17 protein-coding genes and 1 pseudogene are annotated in these 21,381 nt (G+C 72.6%); 8 read left to right on the top strand and 10 right to left on the bottom strand.

What is annotated here, in order from left to right; all coding sequences use genetic code 11:
- Positions 1-5 precede the first annotated feature (5 nt).
- The 6 genes and pseudogenes from Scani_RS25155 to Scani_RS25180 form a co-directional block, all read right to left on the bottom strand.
- Entirely contained in the window at positions 6-1,379 is a 1,374-nt protein-coding gene (locus Scani_RS25155) for an MFS transporter (protein ID WP_159480105.1), read from the bottom strand.
- 205 nt (positions 1,380-1,584) lie between these two features.
- Positions 1,585-2,667, bottom strand: coding sequence for a Zn-dependent alcohol dehydrogenase (locus Scani_RS25160; RefSeq protein ID WP_159480106.1), 1,083 nt, complete (start codon positions 2,665-2,667; stop codon positions 1,585-1,587).
- 127 nt (positions 2,668-2,794) lie between these two features.
- Positions 2,795-4,189: an aldehyde dehydrogenase family protein gene (locus Scani_RS25165; RefSeq protein ID WP_159480107.1), complete on the bottom strand. Its 1,395-nt coding sequence runs from the start codon at positions 4,187-4,189 to the stop codon at positions 2,795-2,797.
- Between the two features lie 161 nt (positions 4,190-4,350).
- Positions 4,351-5,647, bottom strand: a pseudogene (locus Scani_RS25170) (MFS transporter).
- Positions 5,648-7,105 (bottom strand): CitMHS family transporter, encoded by a 1,458-nt coding sequence (locus tag Scani_RS25175; RefSeq protein ID WP_159480108.1) that lies wholly within the window; start codon positions 7,103-7,105, stop codon positions 5,648-5,650.
- Positions 7,106-7,283: 178 nt separating this feature from the next.
- On the bottom strand, positions 7,284-7,961 hold the full coding sequence (locus tag Scani_RS25180; RefSeq protein WP_159480109.1) for a TetR/AcrR family transcriptional regulator: 678 nt from the start codon (positions 7,959-7,961) through the stop codon (positions 7,284-7,286).
- Between the two features lie 159 nt (positions 7,962-8,120).
- Between Scani_RS25180 and hmgA the strand changes: the two genes are divergently transcribed.
- Complete coding sequence (hmgA, locus tag Scani_RS25185) at positions 8,121-9,470, top strand: homogentisate 1,2-dioxygenase (RefSeq protein ID WP_159480110.1); 1,350 nt, start codon at positions 8,121-8,123, stop codon at positions 9,468-9,470.
- A gap of 16 nt (positions 9,471-9,486) precedes the next feature.
- Positions 9,487-10,233, top strand: coding sequence for a GntR family transcriptional regulator (locus Scani_RS25190; RefSeq protein WP_159480111.1), 747 nt, complete (start codon positions 9,487-9,489; stop codon positions 10,231-10,233).
- Positions 10,234-10,897: 664 nt separating this feature from the next.
- Here Scani_RS25190 and Scani_RS25195 read toward each other — a convergent pair.
- On the bottom strand, positions 10,898-12,289 hold the full coding sequence (locus Scani_RS25195; protein ID WP_159480112.1) for an MFS transporter: 1,392 nt from the start codon (positions 12,287-12,289) through the stop codon (positions 10,898-10,900).
- Positions 12,290-12,508: 219 nt separating this feature from the next.
- Here Scani_RS25195 and Scani_RS25200 point away from each other — a divergent pair, with 219 nt between their 5' ends.
- On the top strand, positions 12,509-13,762 hold the full coding sequence (locus Scani_RS25200) for a type ISP restriction/modification enzyme (protein ID WP_159480113.1): 1,254 nt from the start codon (positions 12,509-12,511) through the stop codon (positions 13,760-13,762).
- A gap of 306 nt (positions 13,763-14,068) precedes the next feature.
- Here Scani_RS25200 and Scani_RS25205 read toward each other — a convergent pair whose 3' ends face one another.
- The 3 genes from Scani_RS25205 to Scani_RS25215 all read right to left on the bottom strand — a co-directional run bounded on the left by Scani_RS25205 (position 14,069) and on the right by Scani_RS25215 (position 16,413).
- Complete coding sequence (locus tag Scani_RS25205; protein WP_159480114.1) at positions 14,069-14,332, bottom strand: hypothetical protein; 264 nt, start codon at positions 14,330-14,332, stop codon at positions 14,069-14,071.
- 271 nt (positions 14,333-14,603) lie between these two features.
- Positions 14,604-15,410 carry an SGNH/GDSL hydrolase family protein gene (locus tag Scani_RS25210; RefSeq protein ID WP_159480115.1) on the bottom strand — a complete coding sequence of 269 codons (807 nt, stop codon included), beginning with the start codon at positions 15,408-15,410 and terminating at the stop codon, positions 14,604-14,606.
- A 292-nt stretch (positions 15,411-15,702) separates the two neighbouring features.
- Complete coding sequence (locus Scani_RS25215; RefSeq protein WP_159480116.1) at positions 15,703-16,413, bottom strand: YoaK family protein; 711 nt, start codon at positions 16,411-16,413, stop codon at positions 15,703-15,705.
- 224 nt (positions 16,414-16,637) lie between these two features.
- Between Scani_RS25215 and Scani_RS25220 the strand changes: the two genes are divergently transcribed.
- The 5 genes from Scani_RS25220 (at position 16,638) to Scani_RS25240 (ending at position 21,331) form a co-directional block, all read left to right on the top strand.
- On the top strand, positions 16,638-17,063 hold the full coding sequence (locus Scani_RS25220; protein ID WP_246296152.1) for a hypothetical protein: 426 nt from the start codon (positions 16,638-16,640) through the stop codon (positions 17,061-17,063).
- 1 nt (position 17,064) lies between these two features.
- Positions 17,065-18,159 carry a GNAT family N-acetyltransferase gene (locus Scani_RS25225; RefSeq protein ID WP_159480117.1) on the top strand — a complete coding sequence of 365 codons (1,095 nt, stop codon included), beginning with the start codon at positions 17,065-17,067 and terminating at the stop codon, positions 18,157-18,159.
- Positions 18,160-18,636: 477 nt separating this feature from the next.
- Positions 18,637-19,452: a glycosyltransferase family 2 protein gene (locus tag Scani_RS25230; RefSeq protein WP_159480118.1), complete on the top strand. Its 816-nt coding sequence runs from the start codon at positions 18,637-18,639 to the stop codon at positions 19,450-19,452.
- Positions 19,449-20,531: a glycosyltransferase family 2 protein gene (locus tag Scani_RS25235; RefSeq protein ID WP_159480119.1), complete on the top strand. Its 1,083-nt coding sequence runs from the start codon at positions 19,449-19,451 to the stop codon at positions 20,529-20,531. The genes Scani_RS25230 and Scani_RS25235 overlap by 4 nt, the downstream gene beginning before the upstream one ends.
- The gene (locus Scani_RS25240) at positions 20,528-21,331 is read left to right on the top strand and encodes a polysaccharide deacetylase family protein (protein WP_159480120.1); all 804 of its coding nucleotides are present in this window, start codon (positions 20,528-20,530) and stop codon (positions 21,329-21,331) included. Before Scani_RS25235 ends, Scani_RS25240 begins: the two co-directional genes overlap by 4 nt.
- Positions 21,332-21,381 lie beyond the last annotated feature (50 nt).

Raw genomic sequence — 21,381 nt, forward strand, 5'->3', positions numbered from 1 at the left:
GGGCCTCAGCCCTGCGTGGGCGACGCCTTCGGCCGTCCGTCCGGCTCGCCCGTCGCCGCCGCACGGCGCGTGAGCAGCCAGATGGACACCAGGGCGATGACGGACAGCACCATGATGTACCCGGCCACCGCCATCGAGGTGCCGCTCGCCTCCAGCAGCAGCACCATCAGGAACGGCGCGAGGCCGCCGCCCAGGATGGCGCTGATCTGGTAGCCGAGCGAGGCGCCGGTGTAGCGCATCTCGGCGCTGAACAGCTCGGCGAACAGCGCGGCCTGCGGGCCGTACATGATGCTGAGGAAGCAGCTGCCGACGAAGGTGCCGACGGCCAGCCACAGCAGCGACGCGGTATCGATGAGCAGGAACATCGGCACCGCCCAGAGCAGCAGCCCGACGGCGCCCGCGGCGTACACCCGCAGCCGGCCGATCCGGTCGGACAGCGCGGCGGCGGCCGGGATCAGGGCGAGTTGGGTGAGGCTGACCAGCAGGGAGACGGTCAGCACGGAGGTACGCCGCATCTCCAGCTCGCGGGTGGCGTAGTCCAGGACGCCGGTGATCAGGATGTAGAAGGTGGCGGTGTTCACCGCGAACGAGCCGCCGGCCAGCAGGACCGTGCGGAGGTGGTGCCGCAGGATGGTGCGCAGCGGTGAACGGCGCGCCTCCTCGGCCCGTTCCGCCGCCGCCGGCTTCTCCTCCGCGGCCCGGAAGGCGGGGGTCTCCTCGACATGGGTGTGGATGTAGCGGGCGAGGAGCAGCACCAGTACGCCGACGAGGAAGGGGACCCGCCAGCCCCAGGTGCCGAAGGACCGCTCGTCGGTGACCGCACCGGCCAGCAGGAAGACGGTGTTGGCGGTCATCACGCCGAGCGGCACGCCGAGTTGCACCAGCGAGCCGTAGAGACCGCGCTTGCCCTCGGGGGCGTATTCGGTGGCCATCAGCATCGCGCCGCCCCACTGGGCACCGACCGCGAGGCCCTGGACCAGCCGCAGGACGACCAGCAGGACCGGCGCGGCCAGCCCGATGGAGTCGTAGGAGGGCAGCAGCCCGATGGCGGTGGTGGCCAGCCCCATCACGGTCAGCGCGAGCACCAGCATGGGCTTGCGGCCGCGCCGGTCGCCGAGGTGACCGGCGATCACACCGCCGACGGGACGGGCCAGAAAGCCCACCGCGAAGGTCGCGAACGAGGCGAGGACGCCGGCGGCCCGGCTGTCCGAGGGGAAGAAGGCGGGGCCGAGGACGAGCGCGGCGGCGATTCCGAAGACGAAGTAGTCGTACCACTCGACGGCGGAGGCGAGGGCCGCGGCGGTGGCGACCCTGCGGCGGCTGCGGGAGGAGGGCGGGGTGCCGGTGGAGCCGTGAGGCGCGGAGGGGGCCGTGTCCATGCGTGCACACTCCGAGGGGGTGCGGGAAGGGAGGGGGGCGGCGCCGTGATGCCGGGCGACCGTACCGACCGGCCGGTACGGCGTCAACGGACCGCGCGGCACGAGTTTTTCCGGTGGCCGGACGGCACCGGCCGGGGCGCCTTCCGCACCCCGGCCCTCCTCGCCGGCCGCCCGGAAGACGACCGGCCCGCGGCCGGGATGCCGTCTAGAACACGACCAGCGCCCGCCCGCCCTTGCCCGCCAGCATCGCGTCGAAGGCGGCCGGGATGCCGTCCAGGCCGATCCGCTCGGTGACCAGTGCGGACAGGTCGAGCGCGCCGGAGCGGACATGTCCGGCGATGACCGGGAGGTCGCGGGCGGGGTCGCTGTTGCCGTAGACACAGCCGGAGAGCGTCCGGCCGAAGTAGAAGAGCTCCAGGGCGGAGAAGGCGACCTGCTGGTCCTGCCCGCCGATGCCGACGACCGTCGTACGGCCGCCGCGCCGGGTCGCCGACCAGGCCGTACGGATGGTGTCGGCGCGGCCCACGCACTCCACGGCGACGTCGGCGCCCACTCCCGAGGTGAGCTTGCGGATCCGCTTGGCGGTGTCGTCGCCCGCCACCACGAACTCCGTGGCGCCCGCCGCGCGGGCCAGCTCCTCCTTCTCCGGCGAGACGTCCACCGCCACGATCGGCCCGGCGCCGGCGATCCGCGCCGCCTGCAGCGTGGCCAGGCCCACCCCGCCGACGCCGAAGACCGCCACCGACTCCCCGGCACGCACCCGGGCACTGTGGTGCACGGCGCCCCAGCCGGTGAGCACCGCGCAGCCGAGCAGCGCCGCGTCGGCGAGCGGCACCCCGTCCGGCAGCGGCAGCGCGGCCCGCGCGGGCACCACGGTCTCCTCGGCGAACGCGGCGGTGCCCAGGCCCGGGTAGAGGTCGGTGGCGTCGGCGGCGAGCGTGGCGTACGGGGCGTCCGCGGCGCGGCCCGCGTGGGCGCACAGCCAGGGCTCGGCCAGCCCGCAGAAGTGGCAGTCGCCGCAGGAGGGCGCCCAGTTGAGGACGACCTGGTCACCGGGGGCCACCGTGGTCACATCGGGACCCACCGCGGTGACGGTGCCCGCGCCCTCGTGCCCGAGGACGGCCGGGGCCGGCTGGCGCAGGGTGCCGTTGGACAGGGACAGATCGGAGTGGCAGACACCGGCGGCGGCGAGCCGGATGCGGACCTGGCCGGGGCCGGGCTCGGGCAGGTCGATCTCGGCGACCCGCAACGGGGCGTTCACGGCGGACAGTACGGCGGCGCGGACCACGGGAGAACTCCTCGGGACGGAGGACAGAAGACGGGACGACGGAGGACGGGGACTGGCGGGAAGCGCGGGAAGGGCGGGCGTCGCGGCGGGGTGCGGCACCGGCCGCGACGCCCGCCGCGCGGCCGGATCAGAACTGCAGCGACTTGGTCTGCAGGTACTCGCTCAGCCCGTGCGGCCCCAGCTCGCGGCCGACGCCGGACTGCTTGTAACCGCCGAACGGGGCAAGGGGGTTGAACCGGCCCCCGTTGATGTCGACCTGGCCGGTGTCCAGCCGGCGGGCGAAGGCGACCGCCTCGGCGTCGTCGCCCGCCCAGACCGCGCCGGCCAGCCCGTAGACGGTGTCGTTGGCGATCCGGACGGCGTCGTCCTCGTCCTCGTACCGCAGGATCGACAGGACCGGGCCGAAGATCTCCTCCTGGGCGAGGGTCATCTCCGAGGTGACGTCGGCGAAGACGGTCGGCGCGACGTAGTAGCCCGCCCCCGCGGGCGCCTCCGGGCCGCCCGCGACGACCCGCGCGCCCTCGGCGATGCCCCGCTCGATGCAGCCGCGCACCCGGTCCCGCTGCGCGGCGTTGACCAGCGGGCCGACCTTCTCCCCGGGCACGTACTTGGCGGCCGCCGCCGTCGCCAGCTCGACGGCCTCGTCGTACTGGTCCGTGTGGACCAGCATCCGGGTCCAGGCGCTGCAGGTCTGGCCCGAGTTGGCCATGACGTTGGCGACGCCGACCGCGACCGCCTTGGGCAGGTCGGCGCCGGGCAGGATGACGTTGGCGGACTTGCCGCCCAGCTCCAGCGCCACCCGCTTGACCGCGGCGCCCGCGAGGGCACCGATCCGCTTGCCGACGGCCGTCGAGCCGGTGAAGGAGACCAGGTCGACGCCCTCGTGCTCGGCGAGCGCCTGTCCGGCGACCGGCCCGAGGCCGGTGACGAGGTTGAAGACACCGGCGGGTATCCCGGCCGCGTCGACGCACTCGGCGAAGAGCTGGGCGACCAGCGGGGTGTCCTCGGCGGGTTTGAGCACCACCGTGCAGCCGGCCGCGAGTGCCGGCGCTACCTTGGCGACGACCTGGTGCAGCGGATAGTTCCAGGGCGTGATCGCGCCCACCACCCCGACCGGTTCGTGGAGCACGGTGGAGTTGCCGATCCTCTCCTCGAAGGAGTGGGTGCCGGCCAGTTCGGCGTACGAGCCGCAGACCGCGACCGGCACCCCGGCGTGCACCCTCGTGCTGAAGGCGAGCGGCGAGCCGAGTTCGGCGGTGACGGTCTCGGCGATCTCCCCGGCGCGGTCGGCGAGTTGGTCGCGCAGCGCGGCCAGCCGGGCCGCGCGCTCCTGGGGCGCGGTGGCGGCCCAGCCCGGCAGCGCCGCGCGGGCGGCCCGGACCGCGGCGTCCACGTCCTGCGCCGAGCCGGCCGGGACGGTGGCGATGACCTGCCCGTCGGCCGGGTTGACGACCTCGATCGTGCCGCTGCCCTCGGCGGGCCGCCAGCTTCCGTCGATGTACATCGCGTCGTGCTGCTTCACGTCGTGGTCCTCCCGAGGCCGGCTATGGTCATCGCACCCAAACTAGCGCCGGTAGTTTTGCGGGCGCCAGGGCCACCGCACACGAGGGGGTGAGGGTCGCCACGAGCCTAAGGGGCGGCCGCGGTGCCGCGCCTTGGCCGACGGCGACAACTTTCCCCGGGTCAGCCCGGGGTATCCCGCCTTGCCGCGCACCGCGGTTGCCGTCCGCTCCGTACGCCCCGCGACGGCACGGCGGGGCCGCCGGGCGCCTGCCCCGTACGGGCGGCCAGCCCGGCGGAGGCCAGCAGCAGCGCCCCGAGCAGGACGAAGGGCGCGGCGGTGCCCGCGAGGCCGGCCAGCAGTCCGGCGCCGGCGGGGGCGGCGACCTGGCCGAGCCGGTTGCCGGTCAGGCGGAGCGCCAGCGCCGTGCTGCGGGCCCGGTCGGGGGCGGCCTGGACGACGGTCGTCATCGACAGCGGCTGGCCGACGCCCAGACAGAAGCCGAGCGCGGCGAGCATCGCCGCGAGCCCCGCGACCGGGACCGGCAGCACCAGCCCCCCGCACAGCTGCCGGCCATCAGCGCGGTGCGGCCCAGCCACCGGATCATCGGCGTCATCACCAGCCGGCAGGCGATGGTGGCCGCGGCCCGCAGGCTGAGCAGCAGGCCGATGGTCGTGGGGGCGATGGCCCGGTCCTCGCCGATGACGGGGAGATAGGCGGTGAGGATGTCCGTCGCGGAGAGCACGGCCAGGCTCATGAAGATGCCGGCCGGCACACCACGGGTGCGCAGGATGCCGCGCACCGGGACCGGGGGTCCGGCCGTCCGGTCCGCGGCGCCCGGCGTCACGGCGCGGGTGCGCTGTTCCAGGCGCCAGAGCGAGGCGTAGGAGAGGGCGGCGACGGCGCCCGAGACGAGCAGGGCAGCGGCGCTCGTCGGGGCCATCCGGCCGTCGCGCTCCGAGATGACGAGCCCGGCGGCGACCGGGCCGATCAGCTGGCCCAGGGAGGCGCCGATGGTGAAGTGGCCGAAGTTGCGGTCGCGGTCCTCGGGGGCGCTGCGGCGGGCGACGATCGACTGGGCGCCGATGACGAAGCAGAGGTGCCCCAGCCCCATCACACCGCTCCAGGCGGCCATCACCGGCAGCGAACCGGCCAGACCGCTGAGCGCACAGCCACCGCTGATCAGCGCCACCCCGACGACCAGCAGCGGAGCGCAGCGGCCGTGGTCGGTACGGCGGCCGAGCGGGACGGCGACGAGCAGCGGCAACAGTGCGTAGACGGCGGTGATCACGCCGATGGCGCGTTCTTCCCCAAGCTCTCAACTACGTTCGAGCAGGGGAGACCCCAACCGCCCAGGGCGAGGGCCCGGTAGGAGACGGCCGGCCTGGCCATGCTCACCGCTCCCTGGGCGAAGGAGAAGGTGAGGACCAGGCGCAGCAGCCATCCCCTGCCGGGCCTCGCGGTACCGGTGGCGGTCATCTAGAGGATGCCGAAGAGCACACCGGCGCACAGGACCACCAGGGAGGTCAGCGCGGCCCACTTGACGGTGAACTTGGTGTGGTCGCCGAACTCGACCTTGGCCATGCCGACGAGGACGTAGACGGCGGGGACCAGCGGGCTGGACATGTGCAGGGCCTGGCCGACGAGCGAGGCACGGGCGATCTCGATGGGGGCCACACCGTGCGCGGCGCCGGCCTCGGCGAGGATCGGGACGATGCCGAAGTAGAAACCGTCGTTGGACATGAAGTAGGTCAGCGGGATGCTGAGGATGCCGGTGACGAGCCCCATGTGCGGGCCGAGGGCGTCGGGGATGCCGCTGACCAGCCAGCGCGCCATGTGCTCGACCATGCCGGTGCCGGTGAGCACGCCGGTGAAGACGGCGGCGGCGAAGACCATCCCGGACACGTTGAGGACGTTCTCGGCGTGGGCGGCGACGCGGGCCTTCTGGTCCTTCATGTGCGGGAAGTTGACGGTGAGGGCGAGCGCCGCGCCGAGGAGGAAGAGGACCGGGATCGGCATGACCTGCAGGATCAGCAGGGTGAGCAGCGCGATGGTGAGCGCGGCGTTGAACCAGTAGAGCTTGGGGCGCAGGGTGGCGCGCTCCGGGTCCAGGACCTGGAGGCCGTCATCGTCGTCGGCCCCGGTGGCCGCATCGCGGTCCGCGTCGGCCTCGGCGTCGGCGTCGGTGCCCGCGCCGCCTGCTCCCAGCCGCGCACCGGTCCCGGTGCCCCCCGTGCCGCCGGCGCCCGCGCCGACCAGGACCTGCTCGGTCTCCTTCTCGTCCGCGGTCCCGGTCACCAGCCGGGTGTCGCCGAGGGTCAGGACGCCGAGCCGCTTGCGCTCGCGCCGGCCGAGGACGTAGGCGAGGGCGAAGACCGCGACCAGGCCGACCGCCAGGGCGGGGATCATCGGGACGAAGATGTCGCCGGCGTCGAGCTTGAGTGCGGTGGCGGCGCGGGCGGTCGGGCCGCCCCAGGGAAGGGTGTTCATCACGCCGTTGGCAGTGGCGGCGACACCGGTCATGACCACGAGGCTCATCTTCAGCCGCTTGTAGAGCGGGTAGAGCGCCGAGACCGTGATCATGAAGGTGGTGGAGCCGTCGCCGTCGAGCGAGACGATCGCGGCGAGCAGGGCCGTGCCGACCACCACCCGCACCGGATCGGCTTTGCAGAACTTCAGGATGCCGCGGACGATCGGGTCGAAGAGACCGACGTCGATCATCACCCCGAAGTAGATGATGGCGAACATCAGCATCGCGGCCGTGGGGGCCAGGTCGCCGATGCCCTTGAGGACGTAGTCGCCCAGGTGCGCGCCCTGTCCGACCAGGATGCAGAACAGCGCGGGGATGAGCACCAGCGCGGCCATCGGTGACATCTTCTTCATCATGATCAGCACCAGGAAGGTGGCGATCATGACAAATCCGAGGATTGTCAGCATTAGGGGTACCTCACGTTCGCCCTTGAACAACTGCCGGGGGGTGGCGGTTCAGGCGACGTTAGGTCCCGCAAACTTTTGTTAACAAGGTCTTGACGCGCGAGCAATACGAGCAAAACCCCAGGTCAATGCGGATCTCCCCGGAAGGGCGTGCGCACAAGCGGCACCCCCGGCACCCGGCCTACCCCTGCCCCTCCCCCGCGCCCTCCCCCGCCGCGCCCGTCCCGTCCAGATAGCGCGCCAGATAGGCCCGGAGCAGTTCCTTGGTCTCCGTGACGATGGCGGGATCACCGGCCGGGTCGGTACGGAAGGCGAGCTGGAGCAGGGCGTCGGCCGTCTCGACGCCGACCAGGAAGGCGGTGCGCAGCCGCTCGTCGGCGGTGTCCAGGCCGAGCGGGCCCGCGAAGAGGGCGCGCAGCCGGTCGGCGACCTCGTAATTGGCCTGCCGCGCGGCCTGCGGGGCGGGGACGGTGAACTCCACCAGGGCGAAACCCGGCATCGTCCGCTTCATGGCGAGGTATTCGTCGACCACCACGTCCATCGCGCGGCGCCACTGCAGCGGCTGGTCGGCCGGGGCGGTCAGCCGGGCGGTGATGCGGTCCGCGTAGGCGTCGAGATTGCGCCGGGCCAGGGCCTCGGCCATCGCGCGCTTGTTGGGGAAGAAACGGTAGACCGAGCCGATCGGGACCCCGGCGCGGCCGGCCACCGCCCGGGTGCTCAGCTCGTCGTATCCGGCCTCCTCCAGGACTTCGGCACAGGCGTCCAGGATTCTGGCCAGGCGCTGGGCGCTGCGCCGCTGGACGGGCGCACGGCGCAGGGCGACGGACGGTGTGGCGGGGCGGGGAGTCGGCTGCTGCACCCGTCCATCCTGCCCGCCGCCAGGACGGACGGGGTCCCCCTCGGCCGCGATCCGGCCGACCGCCGCGATCCGGCCGACGCGGCCGGGAGTCTCCGTTGACGGCCCTCGACGGCAATCCTAAGGTCTTGCATAGGATTCCTTGAGCGGCGGGAGCACGCGATGGCAGGTACGGGCAACGAGCAGGCGAGGAAGACGGCCGAAGGGCTGACGTACACCACCGGCTTCGGCAACGAGCACAGCTCGGAGGCCGTCCCGGGCGCGCTGCCGGTGGGCCGCAACTCCCCCCAGCGCGCACCGCTCGGCCTGTACGCCGAGCAGCTCAGCGGGTCCGCGTTCACCGAACCGCGCGACCACAACCACCGCTCCTGGCTCTACCGCATCCGCCCGTCGGCCGCCCATCCGCCGTTCGTGCCCGCCGAGCAGCGCGCCGTCCGCTCCGCGCCGTTCACCGACTGCACCCCCGACCCCAACCGGCTGCGCTGGAACCCCCTGCCCGCGCCCACCGGCCCGACCGACTTCCTGGACGGACTGTGGACGCTGGGCGGCAACGGCGACGCCACCCAGCGCACCGGCATGGCCGTCCATCTGTACTGCGCCAACACCTCCATGGAACGGCGGGTGTTCGGCAACGCGGACGGCGAGCTGCTGATCGTGCCGGAGCAGGGCGGACTGCTGCTGCGCACCGAACTCGGCCTGCTGCACGCCGAACCCGGCGAGGTCGTGCTGATCCCGCGCGGCGTCCGCTTCCGCGTCGAGCTGCTGGACACGGCTCCCGACGGCGGACCGGGCCCGGCCGCCCGCGGCTATGTCTGCGAGAACTACGGCCGCCCCTTCCAGCTCCCCGACCTGGGCCCGATCGGCGCCAACGGCCTGGCCAACGCCCGCGACTTCCGCGCCCCGGTCGCCGCCTACGAGGACGTCGAGGGCCCCGTCGAGGTCGTCAACAAGTTCTGCGGCACCCTCTGGACGGCCACCTACGACCACTCGCCGCTGGATGTCGTCGCCTGGCACGGCAACCACGTCCCGTACGTCTACGACCTGCGCCGCTTCAATGTCATCGGCTCGATCAGCTACGACCACCCCGACCCGTCGATCTTCACCGTCCTCACCTCCCCCTCCGACACCGCGGGGCTGGCGGGCGTGGACTTCGTGGCCTTCGCGCCGCGCTGGCTGGTCGGCGAGGACACCTTCCGGCCGCCCTACTTCCACCGCAATGTGATGACCGAGTACATGGGCCTGATCGAGGGCGCCTACGACGCCAAGGCGGAGGGCTTCGTCCCGGGCGGCGGGTCCCTGCACAACATGATGTCGGCGCACGGTCCCGACCGGGAGACCTTCGACCGGGCGAGCGCCGCCGAGCTGCGGCCGCAGAAGATCGACGACGGGCTGGCCTTCATGTTCGAGACCCGCTGGCCGCTGACCCTGACCGAACAGGCCCGGGACGCGGGCCATCTGCAGCACGGCTACGACGACGTGTGGCAGGGTCTCCAGCGCCATTTCCGCCCGTGACACCGGGGAACGCTTCGTGACCACCTTCGCTCCCGACTCACTCGCCCTGAACCGCAAGCTGCCGCTGTGGTACCAGGTCTCGCAGTCGTTGCGCGCCTCCATACTGGGCCGCTCCCCCGAGGCGCCGCTGCGGCTGCCCACCGAGGACACGCTCGCGGCGCACTACGGCGTGAGCGTGCTGACCATGCGCCAGGCCCTCAAGGAGCTGGAGGCGGAGGGCCTGATCAGCCGGCACCGGCGCCGCGGCACCTTCATCGAGCCGAACGCCCGACGCGGGGCGCCGGTGCGGCTGCTGGGCTCGGTGGACGCGATCGTGGCCCAGCAGTCCGGGATGCGCACCGAACTGCTGGAGCAGGGGCCCGTCCCCGTACCGTCCGAACTGTCCGAGTACTTCCCGGACATGACCGAGGTGACCGGATTCCGCCGGCTGCGCAGCGACGAGGAGACCGGCGAACCGACCAACCACGCCCACAACTACGTCCACCCGGAGGTCGCCGCGCGGATCGATCCGGCGGATCTGCTGCGCTGGCCGATGACGAAGGTGCTGCGGGACGCGGTCGGCGTACGGATCAGCCGGATCACCGACACCGTCGAGGCCCGGCTCGCCGACCCGGAGACCGCCCGACTCCTGGAGGTCCCGCTGCTCAGCCCGATCCTGCACTACACGGGCATCACCTACGACGAGGACGGCCGCGCGGTCGATGTCGCGCGAATCCACTATCGCGGCGACCGCTTCTCTTTCACCGTCACGCTTGAGGCGTAGCCTGGCTTCCCACGTTTTTGGCTTTGCCGCCGTGGGTGTTGCTCGCCGTTTGTCGCCCGCTAACGCGGTGCGCCCGCCGTTGCGCCTGGCGGCGGCTTCCCACGTTGTCGGCTGTCCCGCCGTTGTTGTTGCTCGCCGTTGCGCCTGCGGCGGGCCGGGTCCGCTGCGCGGGGCTGTGGGTGCGGTGACGGGCCTGCGGGGCCTGGTGTGTGGACTGCTGCGCTTTACGTCCACACACCAGGCCCCTCCGGCCCGTCCCCTCCCGTGGGGGAATTGAGTAACGGTGAGTGGGGGCGGGCCACCCATCACCGCTTCTCTGCAGCCCACGAGCCGCACCGGACCCGTCACGATGACCCCCACCTGCCCTTTCCCCCTCCCACCCACGGGAGGGGACGGGTCGGAGCGGGTGGGGGTGTCCGGACGTAAAGCGAAGCAGTCCGGACACCCCCACCCGCGCAGGCCCGTCACCGCACCCCGACAGCCCCGCGCAGCGGCCCCGCCCGCCGCAGGCGCAACGGCGAACAACCACCACGGCGGGACAGGCAAAGCGCAGCGGACAGGCAAAGCGCAGCGGCCGGGCACCGCGCAGCGGGCGATAAACGGCGAACAACCACCACGGCGCCAAAGACAAAAACGTGGGAAGGAAGCAAAGCCTAGCGAAACATCAGATTCTCTCCAGGCTTCGACCCGTGCTGCGCGGGCCCAGGAGCGCCACGTCCAGGCAGAGCAGCAGCATCAGTCCGGCCGAGCCGGCGAACACCGCGGGTGCGCCCAGGTCGTTCAGGACGGTCAGGGCGACGAACGGCAGGAGCACCGAGGTGAGCCGGGACAGCGAGTAGGCGATGCCGATCGCGCTGCTGCGCAGGCCGGTGGGGAAGATCTCGGTCTGGTAGACGTGGAAGGCATTGGAGAAGACGTTGCTGCACACCGTCAGCAGGAAGCCGAAGGCGATGATGGCCCAGGTGGCGTCGGCGAAGCCGAAGGCCAGGCCGCAGCCGGCGATGCCGAGGGCCGAGGCGATGATCAGCGTCCGGCGCTCGATCCGGTCGATGAGCGGGATGGACAGCGCGGAGCCGACCGGATAGCCGCAGAAGCTCAGCGCCGCGTACAGCAGCGACTCGGTGACGGTGTGGCCCTTGGCGGTGAGCACCACCGGCGCCAGCGACCCGAAGCCGTAGTAGCCGACGGTCTGCAGCACTTGGAAGATCCACCACATGACGGTGCGCCGCCGCTGGTCGCCGCGGAACATCTCGCCCAGCGGCACCTTCCGCTCCCAGACGGTCTCCGCCTCCGGCACCGACGGCAGGCTGCCGCCGCTCTCCCGGGCCACCCGTTCCTCCAGCCCGGCCACGATCCGTTCGGCCTCCTCGCCACGCCCCTGCACCGTCAACCACCGTGGTGATTCCGGGAGTTGGCGGCGCATCACCTGGAGGAACCCGGCACCCAGCGCCCCGGCGACCAGCAGCCAGCGCCAGCCCTCGACGCCCAGCAGCTGATGCGCGGCCACCAGCCGGGCACCGAGCAGCGCGGCGACCGGCACCCCGAGGAACCCGAAGGTGTACGCATGGGCGATATAGCGGCCGCGTACCGCGCGGGGCAGGAACTCCGCGAGGTAGGTGTCCACCAGCACGAGTTCGGCGCCCAGCCCCAGCCCGGACAGGAAGCGCAGCGCGAGCAGCCAGGACAGGTTCGGGGAGAAGGCACAGAGCAGCGAGAAGAACGAGTAGGCCGCCAGGTTGACCATGAACATCCGGCGGCGTCCGAAGCGGTCGGCGAGCACGGAGAGCACGTTCGCGCCGACGAACATGCCCAGGAACCCTGCGGCGATCACCCAGGATTTCGCGGTGTGCCCGAGGTGCCACTGTTCGGCGAGGGCCGCGGCCAGCACGCCGCCGAGGAAGATCTCGTAGAGGTCGAAGAAGGCGCCGATGCCGACGATGAGGGTGATCCGGCGGTGCCACCGGGACGGCGGCAGCCGGTCCAGCCGCGCGGCGGCCCGGCTGCCGATGGGGGTTCCCCCGCGCCGTTCAGGCGTGGGGGAGGTGGTGTCCGTCATGGCGGTCCTCCCCGGAGCAGGTCCCGGCGCACGGGACGGAGCCAGGTCCGCACCGCGTGGTCGGGCGTACGGCGAGGACCGTACTCCTCCAAGATCAGCTAGCGGAAGACCGCCTCGGCGCCCGCCCCCGGCGGTGGACGTGGCCTGCGGATTCGGTACCGCCGCCGGACCGGTGGATACCATGCCGGGGTCAACCGAACGGTCCGGGAGGGGCTCCGCGTGACGGCGAAGCAGGACGCGCCACGGCTGTCCGATCTCATGCCCTGGTCCGTGGCGCCGCTGCGGCTCGGCCGCTCCTGGGTGCTGTCCCCCGATCCGGCCACGCTGCGCGCCCGCTGGGCGGCGCTGGTGGCCGCCCAGGACACGGCGGCCCGCGAACGGCTGTTCCGGCCGTCCCGGGCCCGGACCCTGCACTCCGCCGTCGGCCAGCTGCCGGGACAGGCCACCGCGACCGAGCGGCTGTACCGGGCGGCCGGCCCGTGCCCCGAGCCGGTGCGGGTGACGCACGGCCCGTTCGACCAGCAGTGGCTGCTGCCCGACCACCGGCTGATCGACGGCGCACGGCCGGAGCTGTGGCGGGTGGCGGACGAGCGGCAGCTGTTCGTGGTCGAGTGGGGGCAGGTGCCGCAGGTGCCCGGCCCCGCCGTGGTGTGCTCCGCGCTGCTGCCCGACGGGCGTTCGCCGGCCGGCCGCCCCGGACGGATCCGCCCGTTCTACCGACGGCCCGGCGGGCACGAGCCCAATCTCGCCCCGGGGCTGCTCGCCCTGCTCGGCATGCGCCTGGACCGCCCGGCGCGGCCGGCGGATCTGCTCGCCTGGCTCGTCGCGAGCGCCCACCACTCCCCCGACGGCTGCACGGTGCCGCTCACCGCCGACCCCGAGCTGTGGGACCGCGGCGTCGCGCTCGGCGAGCGGCTGCTCTGGCTCACCACCCGGGGCGCCTTCGCGCACGGGAGGGACGGCGGCGGCGAGCGGCCCCGGATGCCGGGCGGCCGGCGCCCGTACGTACGCTCCGCGCTCCCCGCCCGCGGGCTGCCGCAGGACATCGCCTACGACCCGGCCGAGGAGGCGCTGCTGCTCGGCGACGGCCGGATCTCGCCGGTACCCCAGGGCGCCTGGGACGCCCACGCGGGCGGCGTACGCGTCCTGGAGGCGTGGCTGGCCGAGCGCACCGGTACCGCCGCGGCGGGCACGGACGCGCCCGAGGCCGGTTCGCTGGCGGCGCTGCGCCCCGCGGACTGGCGGCAGGAGTGGACCTCGGAGCTGCTGGAGCTGATCACCGTACTGGCACTGGTGTCCGAACTCCGGCCGCAGTGCTCGGAGTTGCGACACCACACGGCGGACGGCCCGCAGCTGACGGCCGGCGAGCTCCGCGCGGCCGGCCTCCTCCCGGCGCCGGTCTCCGCACACCGCCCGGCCTCCGTGCTCGACCATCACGAGGAGGGTCCGGAAGGGCAGTTCGCGCTGCTGTGAGCGCCGGGGCGCCATCCGGCCGTCGTGGCCCGCCGCACAGTCCTCCGGTCACGCCGTCCCTGCGCTGCCCCTGACGCACAAAACACCACCCGTTGCCGGGCAACGGGTGGTGGGGAGTGATGTGCCGGCCGGGTGGGGACGGGGCCGAGCAGTCGAACGGGGTACCTCACGGCGGCTCCGGGGCAAGGTTTCCCCGCCCCGGCGAGCACACCGACACGCTTCCGGCGCCCTGGGCCTGACGAGCGATCGGACCGCAGTGCCGCGCCGGGACGGTGTGATCGCCCGAGTTGCCGCTTCAGAAGCGGATCAGCCGTGCCCGCCGAACAGCGAGCGCCGCAGCCTGCGCAGCGGCGCGAACAGCGACACCCTGGCGCCGCGGCTGTTCCTCGAGCGGACACGATCACGCGCGGTGAGCTCCTGCATCAGCGAGGTCGCGCCCTCCACCTCACGCTGCGGGATGGCGGGGCCACCCAGCACGGCGAAATGGCGGTCGAGGCGCGCACTGGATGCACTACTCCCGCAGTTGATGGCAGGGACTCGCGCCCTGCTACGCACTGTTATCTGTTCCATGACTCTCCCCACCCTACGAGGGCACCCGGCCCGGGCAGGGTAACCCTATCTCTCTTGGAGGACACGCGTGCAGACCGGTCAACGGATTCACCTGCCCCGCCTTGGCGTTGACGAACACCATACGGAATGGCACGTACACCGCATGGACCAGGGCGAGTTGAGCGTCATCGGACTGCCGCGGAAGCCTTGCGGAGGGCCTGACGGGCCGCCAGGACGCACGAGGAGAGACCGGGATCTCACCGCCTCCCCCCGGCGCCCGACGGGCGGATGATTACGCAGCGGAGGCGAACACCGGCAGATAGCCGCCGGACTGCCCGGCAGCGGTGGGGTGGTAGGACTCGATGACCGGGAAGGTCACGCTGTGCAGCCAGGCGCTGCCGGAGCACAGCTCATGTCCGGAAAAGGTGGTGTTGACGTCGGCGAAGGTGAAGCCGTGGTCGGCGGCGCGCTTGGCGGTGACGCCGTTGATCTCGTCGGCGGCCCCGTTGATCGCGGCACGGGACTTCTCGGAGAGGCCGGCGATACAGCTTCCCTGGAGCTTGTAGAAGTGGGGATAGCCCACGACCACCACGTGTGCGGCCGGGGCCTTGCGGGAGATGGCGCTGTACACCCCGTCGAGCTGACCGGGCAGGGTGGTGTCGATGTAGGTCCTGGCCTGGGCCACCCGGGCCAGACAGGCGCTCTCGCCCTGGAGCGCACAGGTCGTCATGGTGTCGGCGAAACCTGCGTCGTTGCCGCCGATGGTGATGCTGACCAGGCCGGTGGAGCTGCTCAGCGGACCGAGCTGGCTGTTGAGGACGTCACCCGTTCGGGCGCCGGAACAGGCGGTGAACTGGAAGGAGGAGGGGGAGTGCGCGGCGGCCCACAGGGCCGGGTAGGCCTTGGTGCTGCGCTTGCAGGAGCCGCTGGCACTGTCGTAGCTGCCGGCTCCGACACCGGAGGAGTAGGAGTCGCCGAGGGCCACATAGCCCGTGGCGGTGGGGAGTTGAGCAGACGCGGCGGCGCTCGCGCCGGTGAGCGCGAGCGCCGTGGTGACGAAGAAGGTGGAAGTCAAGGCCGCGAATCGGGACAGTCTCATGGAACCTCCCTTAGCAGGATCTCTGCCACATTCGTCGTAGCAAAACTCGCGGGTAGCCGGAAGTGTCCATGCCAAAAGTCGTCAGCGGTTCACGGCAAATATGCCGATCTGAGGGGATGTTCAGGGCCTCCTCGGGCCTTCGTGGGCCACGACGGCCGCGACCGCCACGGCTGTCGGTGGACGGCTGACGGCTGACGGCTGACGGCTGACGGCTGACGGCTGACGGCTGCACCCTCCCGCACGGTGGCGTACGCGGGCCCCTCCCTCTCCCGCCGGGTGTCCGGTGGGCCCATCAGTCGTCCGTGGGGTGCAGGTTGCGGGCGAGGCCGGGGACGACGAAGGCGGTGGCCGCGATGAAGACGGCCACCAGCAGGATCACCAGCGTGGGACGGGTGCCCAGGCCGAGCAGTCCGGCGCCGAGGAGTCCCCCGGCGAACATCGCGGAGACCGAGAACAGCCGGCGGCCCGCGGCGTGGCTGCCGTACCCCAGTCGCTTGTCGTGCCCCAGTGGCGACGCGCTGACCAGGGCCGTCATCGCCCGGGTCTCCACCGTCGTGGTGAGGTCGGGGGCGGCGGCGCGCATGGCGGTGACATTGCGCATGCCCATCGCCACCGCCATCAGCCCGATGACGACATAGCGCCGGCCCGGCGGCAGACCCCGGGCCGGACCCGACTCCCATGCGGCCGCCGCGGCGGCGACCAGCAGCGCCGCCTCGACGGCCAGCGCGACCGGGAACCACTGGCGCTGCCGGGCGGCCAGCGTCGATTCCATCCGGCCCCCGAGCGCCGCGCCCAGCGCGAAGGCGCCCAGCGACACCGCCGTCGCCAGGACCGGCAGTCCGCCCTGCCCGGCGATGCCGAAGCCGAGGAAGAGCAGATTGCCGGTCTGGGTGGCGGTGAAGACCTGACCGAGCGCCAGAAAGCTGACGGCGTCGAGCATCCCGGTGGCCACGGTCAGACAGACCATGATCACCGTCAGGGCGGTACCGCTCGGCGGCTCCACGGACGCGGCTCCTTCCAGCGGTCACCTCACCTCGCGGCACGTCCCCCAAGTTTCCGGACGTCCGGCCCGCATCGCCGCCATTGCGCCGTCCGAGGGCGGCCCGCCACACCTGCCCCCTCGCACGGTTGCGTAGGTTTCCGGTCTTCTTCGTGTCTTGACGGTGCTCCGAGCGTTGCGCGACATTGAGGCCCGGCATCCGGCGCTTATGGGGGGCAAAGCTGCCAATGCACACCAAGAACATCGAGCGGCACGGCTCGCACGACCTGCCACCGTCCGAGGAACGGCCGACGGGCGCCGCCGCGTCGCTGATCGCGGGGGTGGCGGTCGGCATCGGTGTCATGGGAGCCGTCCTCGCGCTCGCCGACATCGGCTCGCCCCTGCGCGCGCCGTTCACCCTCTTCTTCCTTCTGATGGCGCCCGCCGGTGCGCTCGCCCTGGCGCTCGGCCGGATGGATCCGCTGGGACGCGCGGTCGCGGCGGGCGCCGGGGCGCTCGCCGTCGACCTGCTGGTGGCACAGGCCATGCTCGCGCTGCATCTGTGGTCGCTGCGCGGCGGGGTCCTCGCGGTGGCGGCACTCAGCGGCGTCCTGCTGCTGGCCGGCGCGGTACGGCGGCGCGCCGGCCGGGCATCCGGAAGCCGGGCGGACTGACATGGACGTGGCCGTGTACCGCCCCGGCGAGCTGACCGGGGCCGACCGGAGTGCCTGGACCGCCCTGCAGTACCAGGCGCGCGTCCTGGGACTGCCACAGCTGGCGAACCCCTTCCTCTCCCCCGAATTCGCGCTGTCCGTCGGCCACTGCCGGGGCGGCGTACGGGTCGCGGTGCTCCGCGAGGACGGCGGACCGGCGGCGTTTCTCCCCTTCCAGCGCTCGGCGCTCGGTATCGGGCGGGCGGTCGGCCTGGGTGTCTCCGATGCCCAAGGGCTGGTGCACCGGCCCGGGTTCCGGTGGGACGCCCAGGAGCTGCTGCGGGCCTGCGGGCTGTCGGTGCTGGAGTTCGATCATCTGGTGGCCTCCCAGAACCCTTTCGAGGCGGCGTCGTTCAGCGGCCACGCCTCGCCCGTCATCGATGTGGACCAGGGCTTCGAGGCCTATCTGGCGGGGCTGCGGGCCCGGTCGCCGAAGTTCACCCGGACCACCCTGGCCAAGGAACGCAAGCTCGGCCGGGACATCGGGCCGCTGCGCTACGTCCATGACGAGCGCGATCCCGCGGCGCTGCACACGCTCATGGGGTGGAAGTCCGCGCAGTACCGCAGGACGGGGCGCAGCGACCGCTTCGCCCACCCCTGGATCGTCCGGCTCGTGCAGCAGCTGTTCCACACCCGCAGCCCGTCCTTCGCGGGGCTGCTGTCGGTGCTGTACGCGGGCGAGCGGCCGGTCGCGGCGCACTTCGGGCTGCGTTCGCCGTCCGTGCTCGCCTGCTGGTTCCCGGCCTACGACCCGGAGTTCGCGAAGTTCTCCCCGGGGCTGGTGCTGCATCTGCGGATGGCGCAGGCGGCGGCCGAGGAGTCCATGGGGTATCTCGACCTGGGGCGCGGGGCGAAGGATTACAAGGACTCCCTCAAGACCCGTGAACTCATGGTGTCCGAGGGGTGGGTGATGCGGCGGCATCCGGTGGCGCTGGGGCATCGTGCGCGGCGCGCGCCGGTACGTGCGCTGCGCAATGCGGTGCTGGCCAGGCCGGAGCTGTTCGCGCCGGCCGACCGCCTGCTCAAGCGGATGGGCCGGATCCGGTCGGGTCGGTGACGCATAACCGCCGTCGGCCGTCCGTGCCCGGGTTTTCCACGGGTTCAGGACGGCGCAACGGGGCGTGCGCCGGTGCATAAATACGGGCGTGCCCCCGAGTGCACCGGCCGGTTGCCGCAAAGGGTATTTGACGCGGAAGGTCGTGCCCTACAGTCCCAGTCATCAATACCGACGCACATCCACCCGCACCGGACGATCATCGCAAGACGGCTCTTGGGGAGAGCTTGAGCGACACGGTGAAGCGGCCGGTGCGGTGCGCGGTGGGGGGGTCCCGTGCGCACGGTCTTCGGCTTGCGCAGCACTGCTCGCCGAGGGCCGGAGCACGAGCCGCGCAACCGGAAACACGCGTGCCAGCTCGCCCTGTCCGGACGGTGATCGCTGCCGTGCGGCCGGGGTGTGAACCCCCCTTTCGACCCGGATAACCACAGGGACCGCCCGGGGGTGGGCGGTCCACCGGACGAGAGGGCAAGAAACCCGATGAGCTCGTTCCTTCGCCCGGCCGATGCGGAAGAACCGCCGCTGACGCTGCTGCCGGACCAGGCCGTCTACCGTCCCGTTTCCTCACATCTGGCCATCGCTCCACCGGTCAGTGTCGTCATCCCGGCGATGAACGAAGCGGAGAATCTCCCGTATGTCTTCAAGACCCTGCCGGACTGGATCCACGAAGTGGTCCTGGTCGACGGGAACTCCACCGACGACACGGTACGGGTCGCCCGCGACCTGTGGCCGGACGTCACCGTCGTACCGCAGCGCGGCAAGGGCAAGGGCGACGCGCTGATCAGCGGTTTCGCGGCCTGCACCGGCGAGATCATCGTGATGATCGACGCGGACGGGTCGGCCGACGGAGGCGAGATCGTCAGCTATGTCTCGGCGCTGGTGTCCGGGGCCGACTTCGCCAAGGGCTCCCGGTTCGCCAACGGCGGCGGCACGGACGACATGACACCCGTCCGCAAGCTCGGCAACCGCATACTGACCGCCGTCGTGAACACCAAGTTCGGCGCCCGTTACACCGACCTCTGCTACGGATACAACGCCTTCTGGCGGCACTGCCTGGACGACATAGCCCTGGACTGCGCCGGTTTCGAGGTCGAGACGCTGATGAACATCCGGGTGGTGAAGGCCGGGCTGCGGGTGCAGGAGATCCCCAGCCACGAGTACAACCGCATCCACGGCGTCAGCAATCTGCGGGCGGTCCGGGACGGGCTGCGGGTGCTGAGAGTGATCCTGCGCGAGCGGGGCTCCAGAAGGAACCGGTCGGCCCGGCCCGCGATGATCACCGGGAACGCCCGGTGAGCGCGGCGGGACCGGCGGCCGGCCCGGCACCGCGGATCTCCGTCGTCGTCTGCGTCCACACCCAGGACCGGTGGGACGACATCCTCGCCGCGGTGGCGTCGGTGGGCGACCAGTCCCACCCCGCCCATGAGCTGCTCTTGATCGTGGACCACCACCCCGCGCTGCTGGCCCGGCTCAGGGAGCACTTCAGGGGCGCTCACGCGGGCGCATCCGCCTCCCGTGCTCCCACAACTCCCCTTCGGATCATGGCCAATTCGGGACCCCGCGGCCTGTCCGCGGGGCGGAACACCGGTATCGCCGCGGCCGAGGGCGAGATCATCGCCTTCCTGGACGACGATGCGGTGGCCGAGCGGGACTGGCTGCGCCACTTCGCCGCGGCCTACGCGGACCCGGCGGTGATGGCGGTGGGCGGGCGCACCGAGCCGGTCTGGGCGTCCGGCCGCCGGCCGCTCTGGTTCCCCGAGGAGTTCGACTGGGTGGTGGGCTGTACGTACCGCGGTCTGCCGCCCGGCAGGGTGCGGGTGCGCAACGTCCTGGGCGGCAACGCGTCCTTCCGCAGGGCGGCGTTCGAACGCGTCGGCGGGTTCGCCGTCGGGATCGGCCGGGGTGCCGGCCGGCGGCCGCTGGGCGGCGAGGAGACCGAGCTGTGCATCCGGATCAGCCGCTCCCTGCCGGACGCGGTCCTGCTGATCGACGACCGGTCGGTCATCCACCACCGGGTCCCGGCCGGGCGGGAGCGGTTCGGCTACTTCCGCAGCCGGGCGTATGCCGAGGGCCTGTCCAAGGCAGTGGTGACCCGCAGCGTCGGCGCGCGGGACGGGCTGTCGGCCGAACGGCGCTATACGACCCGGGTGCTGCCCGTGGGGGTGCTGCGCGGGGTGCGCGACGCGCTGCTGCGACGGCCGGGCGGCGCCGGGCGGGCGGGCGCGATCGTGGCGGGGGTGGCCGCCGCGGCGGCCGGCTATGCGTGGGGCACCGCACTGTCACGCGGAAAACCCTTGCGCGGCACGGGAGTTGGTGAGCCGGCGGACGGCGGAGCGCCGGTCGCGGTCCCGGCCCGCGAGGGGGCGGCGGCATGAGCGCACGGCCGCCGGCGGTGCCGATCTTGATGTACCACGCGGTGACCGCGGCCCCGACGCCCGCCGTACGGGAGCTGTCCGTGCCGCCCGAGGCCTTCGCCGCGCAGCTCACGGTGCTGGCCGACGGCGGCTTCACCCCGCTGACCACCGCCGCGCTCGCGGCGGCCTGGCGCGGCGGCGGCCCGCTGCCGGCCAGGCCGGTGCTGATCACCTTCGACGACGGTTACGAAGGCGTGTACCGGCATGCGCTGCCCGCGCTCGCCCGGCACGGCTTCCCGGCCACCCTCTTCGTGTCGACCGGGTGGCTGCGCGGCCCGGACGGGACCGGGGGCGCCCTGGACACCATGCTCGACTGGGACCAGGTGCGGAAGCTGGCCGCCGCCGGTGTGGAGATCGGCGGGCACAGCCACAGCCATCCGGACTTGGACGGCCTCGGTGACGCCCGGCTGCGGCACGAGGTGCTGCGCTGCAAGGAGATCATCGCCGAGCAGGTCGGCACCCCGCCGGAGTCCTTCGCCTATCCCTACGGCCACTCCAGCCGGCGGGTACGGCGCACGGTGCGCGGCCTGGGCTTCTCGCAGGCACTCGCGGTGGGCAATGCGCTCGCGGACCGCCGTCAGGGGCCGTACGCCCTGGCGCGGCTGACGGTGCGGCGCCGTACGGACCCCGAGGAGTTCGCCCGGATCATCGAGGGCCGCGGCCTGCTCCGCGCCTTCGCCCGGGACCGGGCGCTCACCAAGGGGTACGCGGTGGTCCGCAGATCGCGGCAGGCGGTGCGGCTGTGTACGCCGGGCGGCTGAGCACACCGCGGCACACCCGCGGCGGACGAGGCGGAAGAAGGGGCAACGGA

The sequence above is a fragment of the Streptomyces caniferus genome (genome assembly GCF_009811555.1).
In the GTDB taxonomy this organism is placed as follows: Bacteria; Actinomycetota; Actinomycetes; order Streptomycetales; family Streptomycetaceae; genus Streptomyces; species Streptomyces caniferus.

What these genes read in the sequence shown, in the direction of transcription:
- Scani_RS25155 (WP_159480105.1), bottom strand. Translation starts at nt 1,379, where the DNA reads ATGGACACGGCCCCCTCCGCGCCTCACGGCTCCACCGGCACCCCGCCC.
- Scani_RS25175 (WP_159480108.1), bottom strand. Translation starts at nt 7,105, where the DNA reads ATGCTGACAATCCTCGGATTTGTCATGATCGCCACCTTCCTGGTGCTG.
- hmgA (WP_159480110.1), top strand. Translation starts at nt 8,121, where the DNA reads ATGGCAGGTACGGGCAACGAGCAGGCGAGGAAGACGGCCGAAGGGCTG.
- Scani_RS25195 (WP_159480112.1), bottom strand. Translation starts at nt 12,289, where the DNA reads ATGACGGACACCACCTCCCCCACGCCTGAACGGCGCGGGGGAACCCCC.
- Scani_RS25205 (WP_159480114.1), bottom strand. Translation starts at nt 14,332, where the DNA reads ATGGAACAGATAACAGTGCGTAGCAGGGCGCGAGTCCCTGCCATCAAC.
- Scani_RS25210 (WP_159480115.1), bottom strand. Translation starts at nt 15,410, where the DNA reads ATGAGACTGTCCCGATTCGCGGCCTTGACTTCCACCTTCTTCGTCACC.
- Scani_RS25220 (WP_246296152.1), top strand. Translation starts at nt 16,638, where the DNA reads ATGCACACCAAGAACATCGAGCGGCACGGCTCGCACGACCTGCCACCG.
- Scani_RS25225 (WP_159480117.1), top strand. Translation starts at nt 17,065, where the DNA reads ATGGACGTGGCCGTGTACCGCCCCGGCGAGCTGACCGGGGCCGACCGG.
- Scani_RS25230 (WP_159480118.1), top strand. Translation starts at nt 18,637, where the DNA reads ATGAGCTCGTTCCTTCGCCCGGCCGATGCGGAAGAACCGCCGCTGACG.
- Scani_RS25240 (WP_159480120.1), top strand. Translation starts at nt 20,528, where the DNA reads ATGAGCGCACGGCCGCCGGCGGTGCCGATCTTGATGTACCACGCGGTG.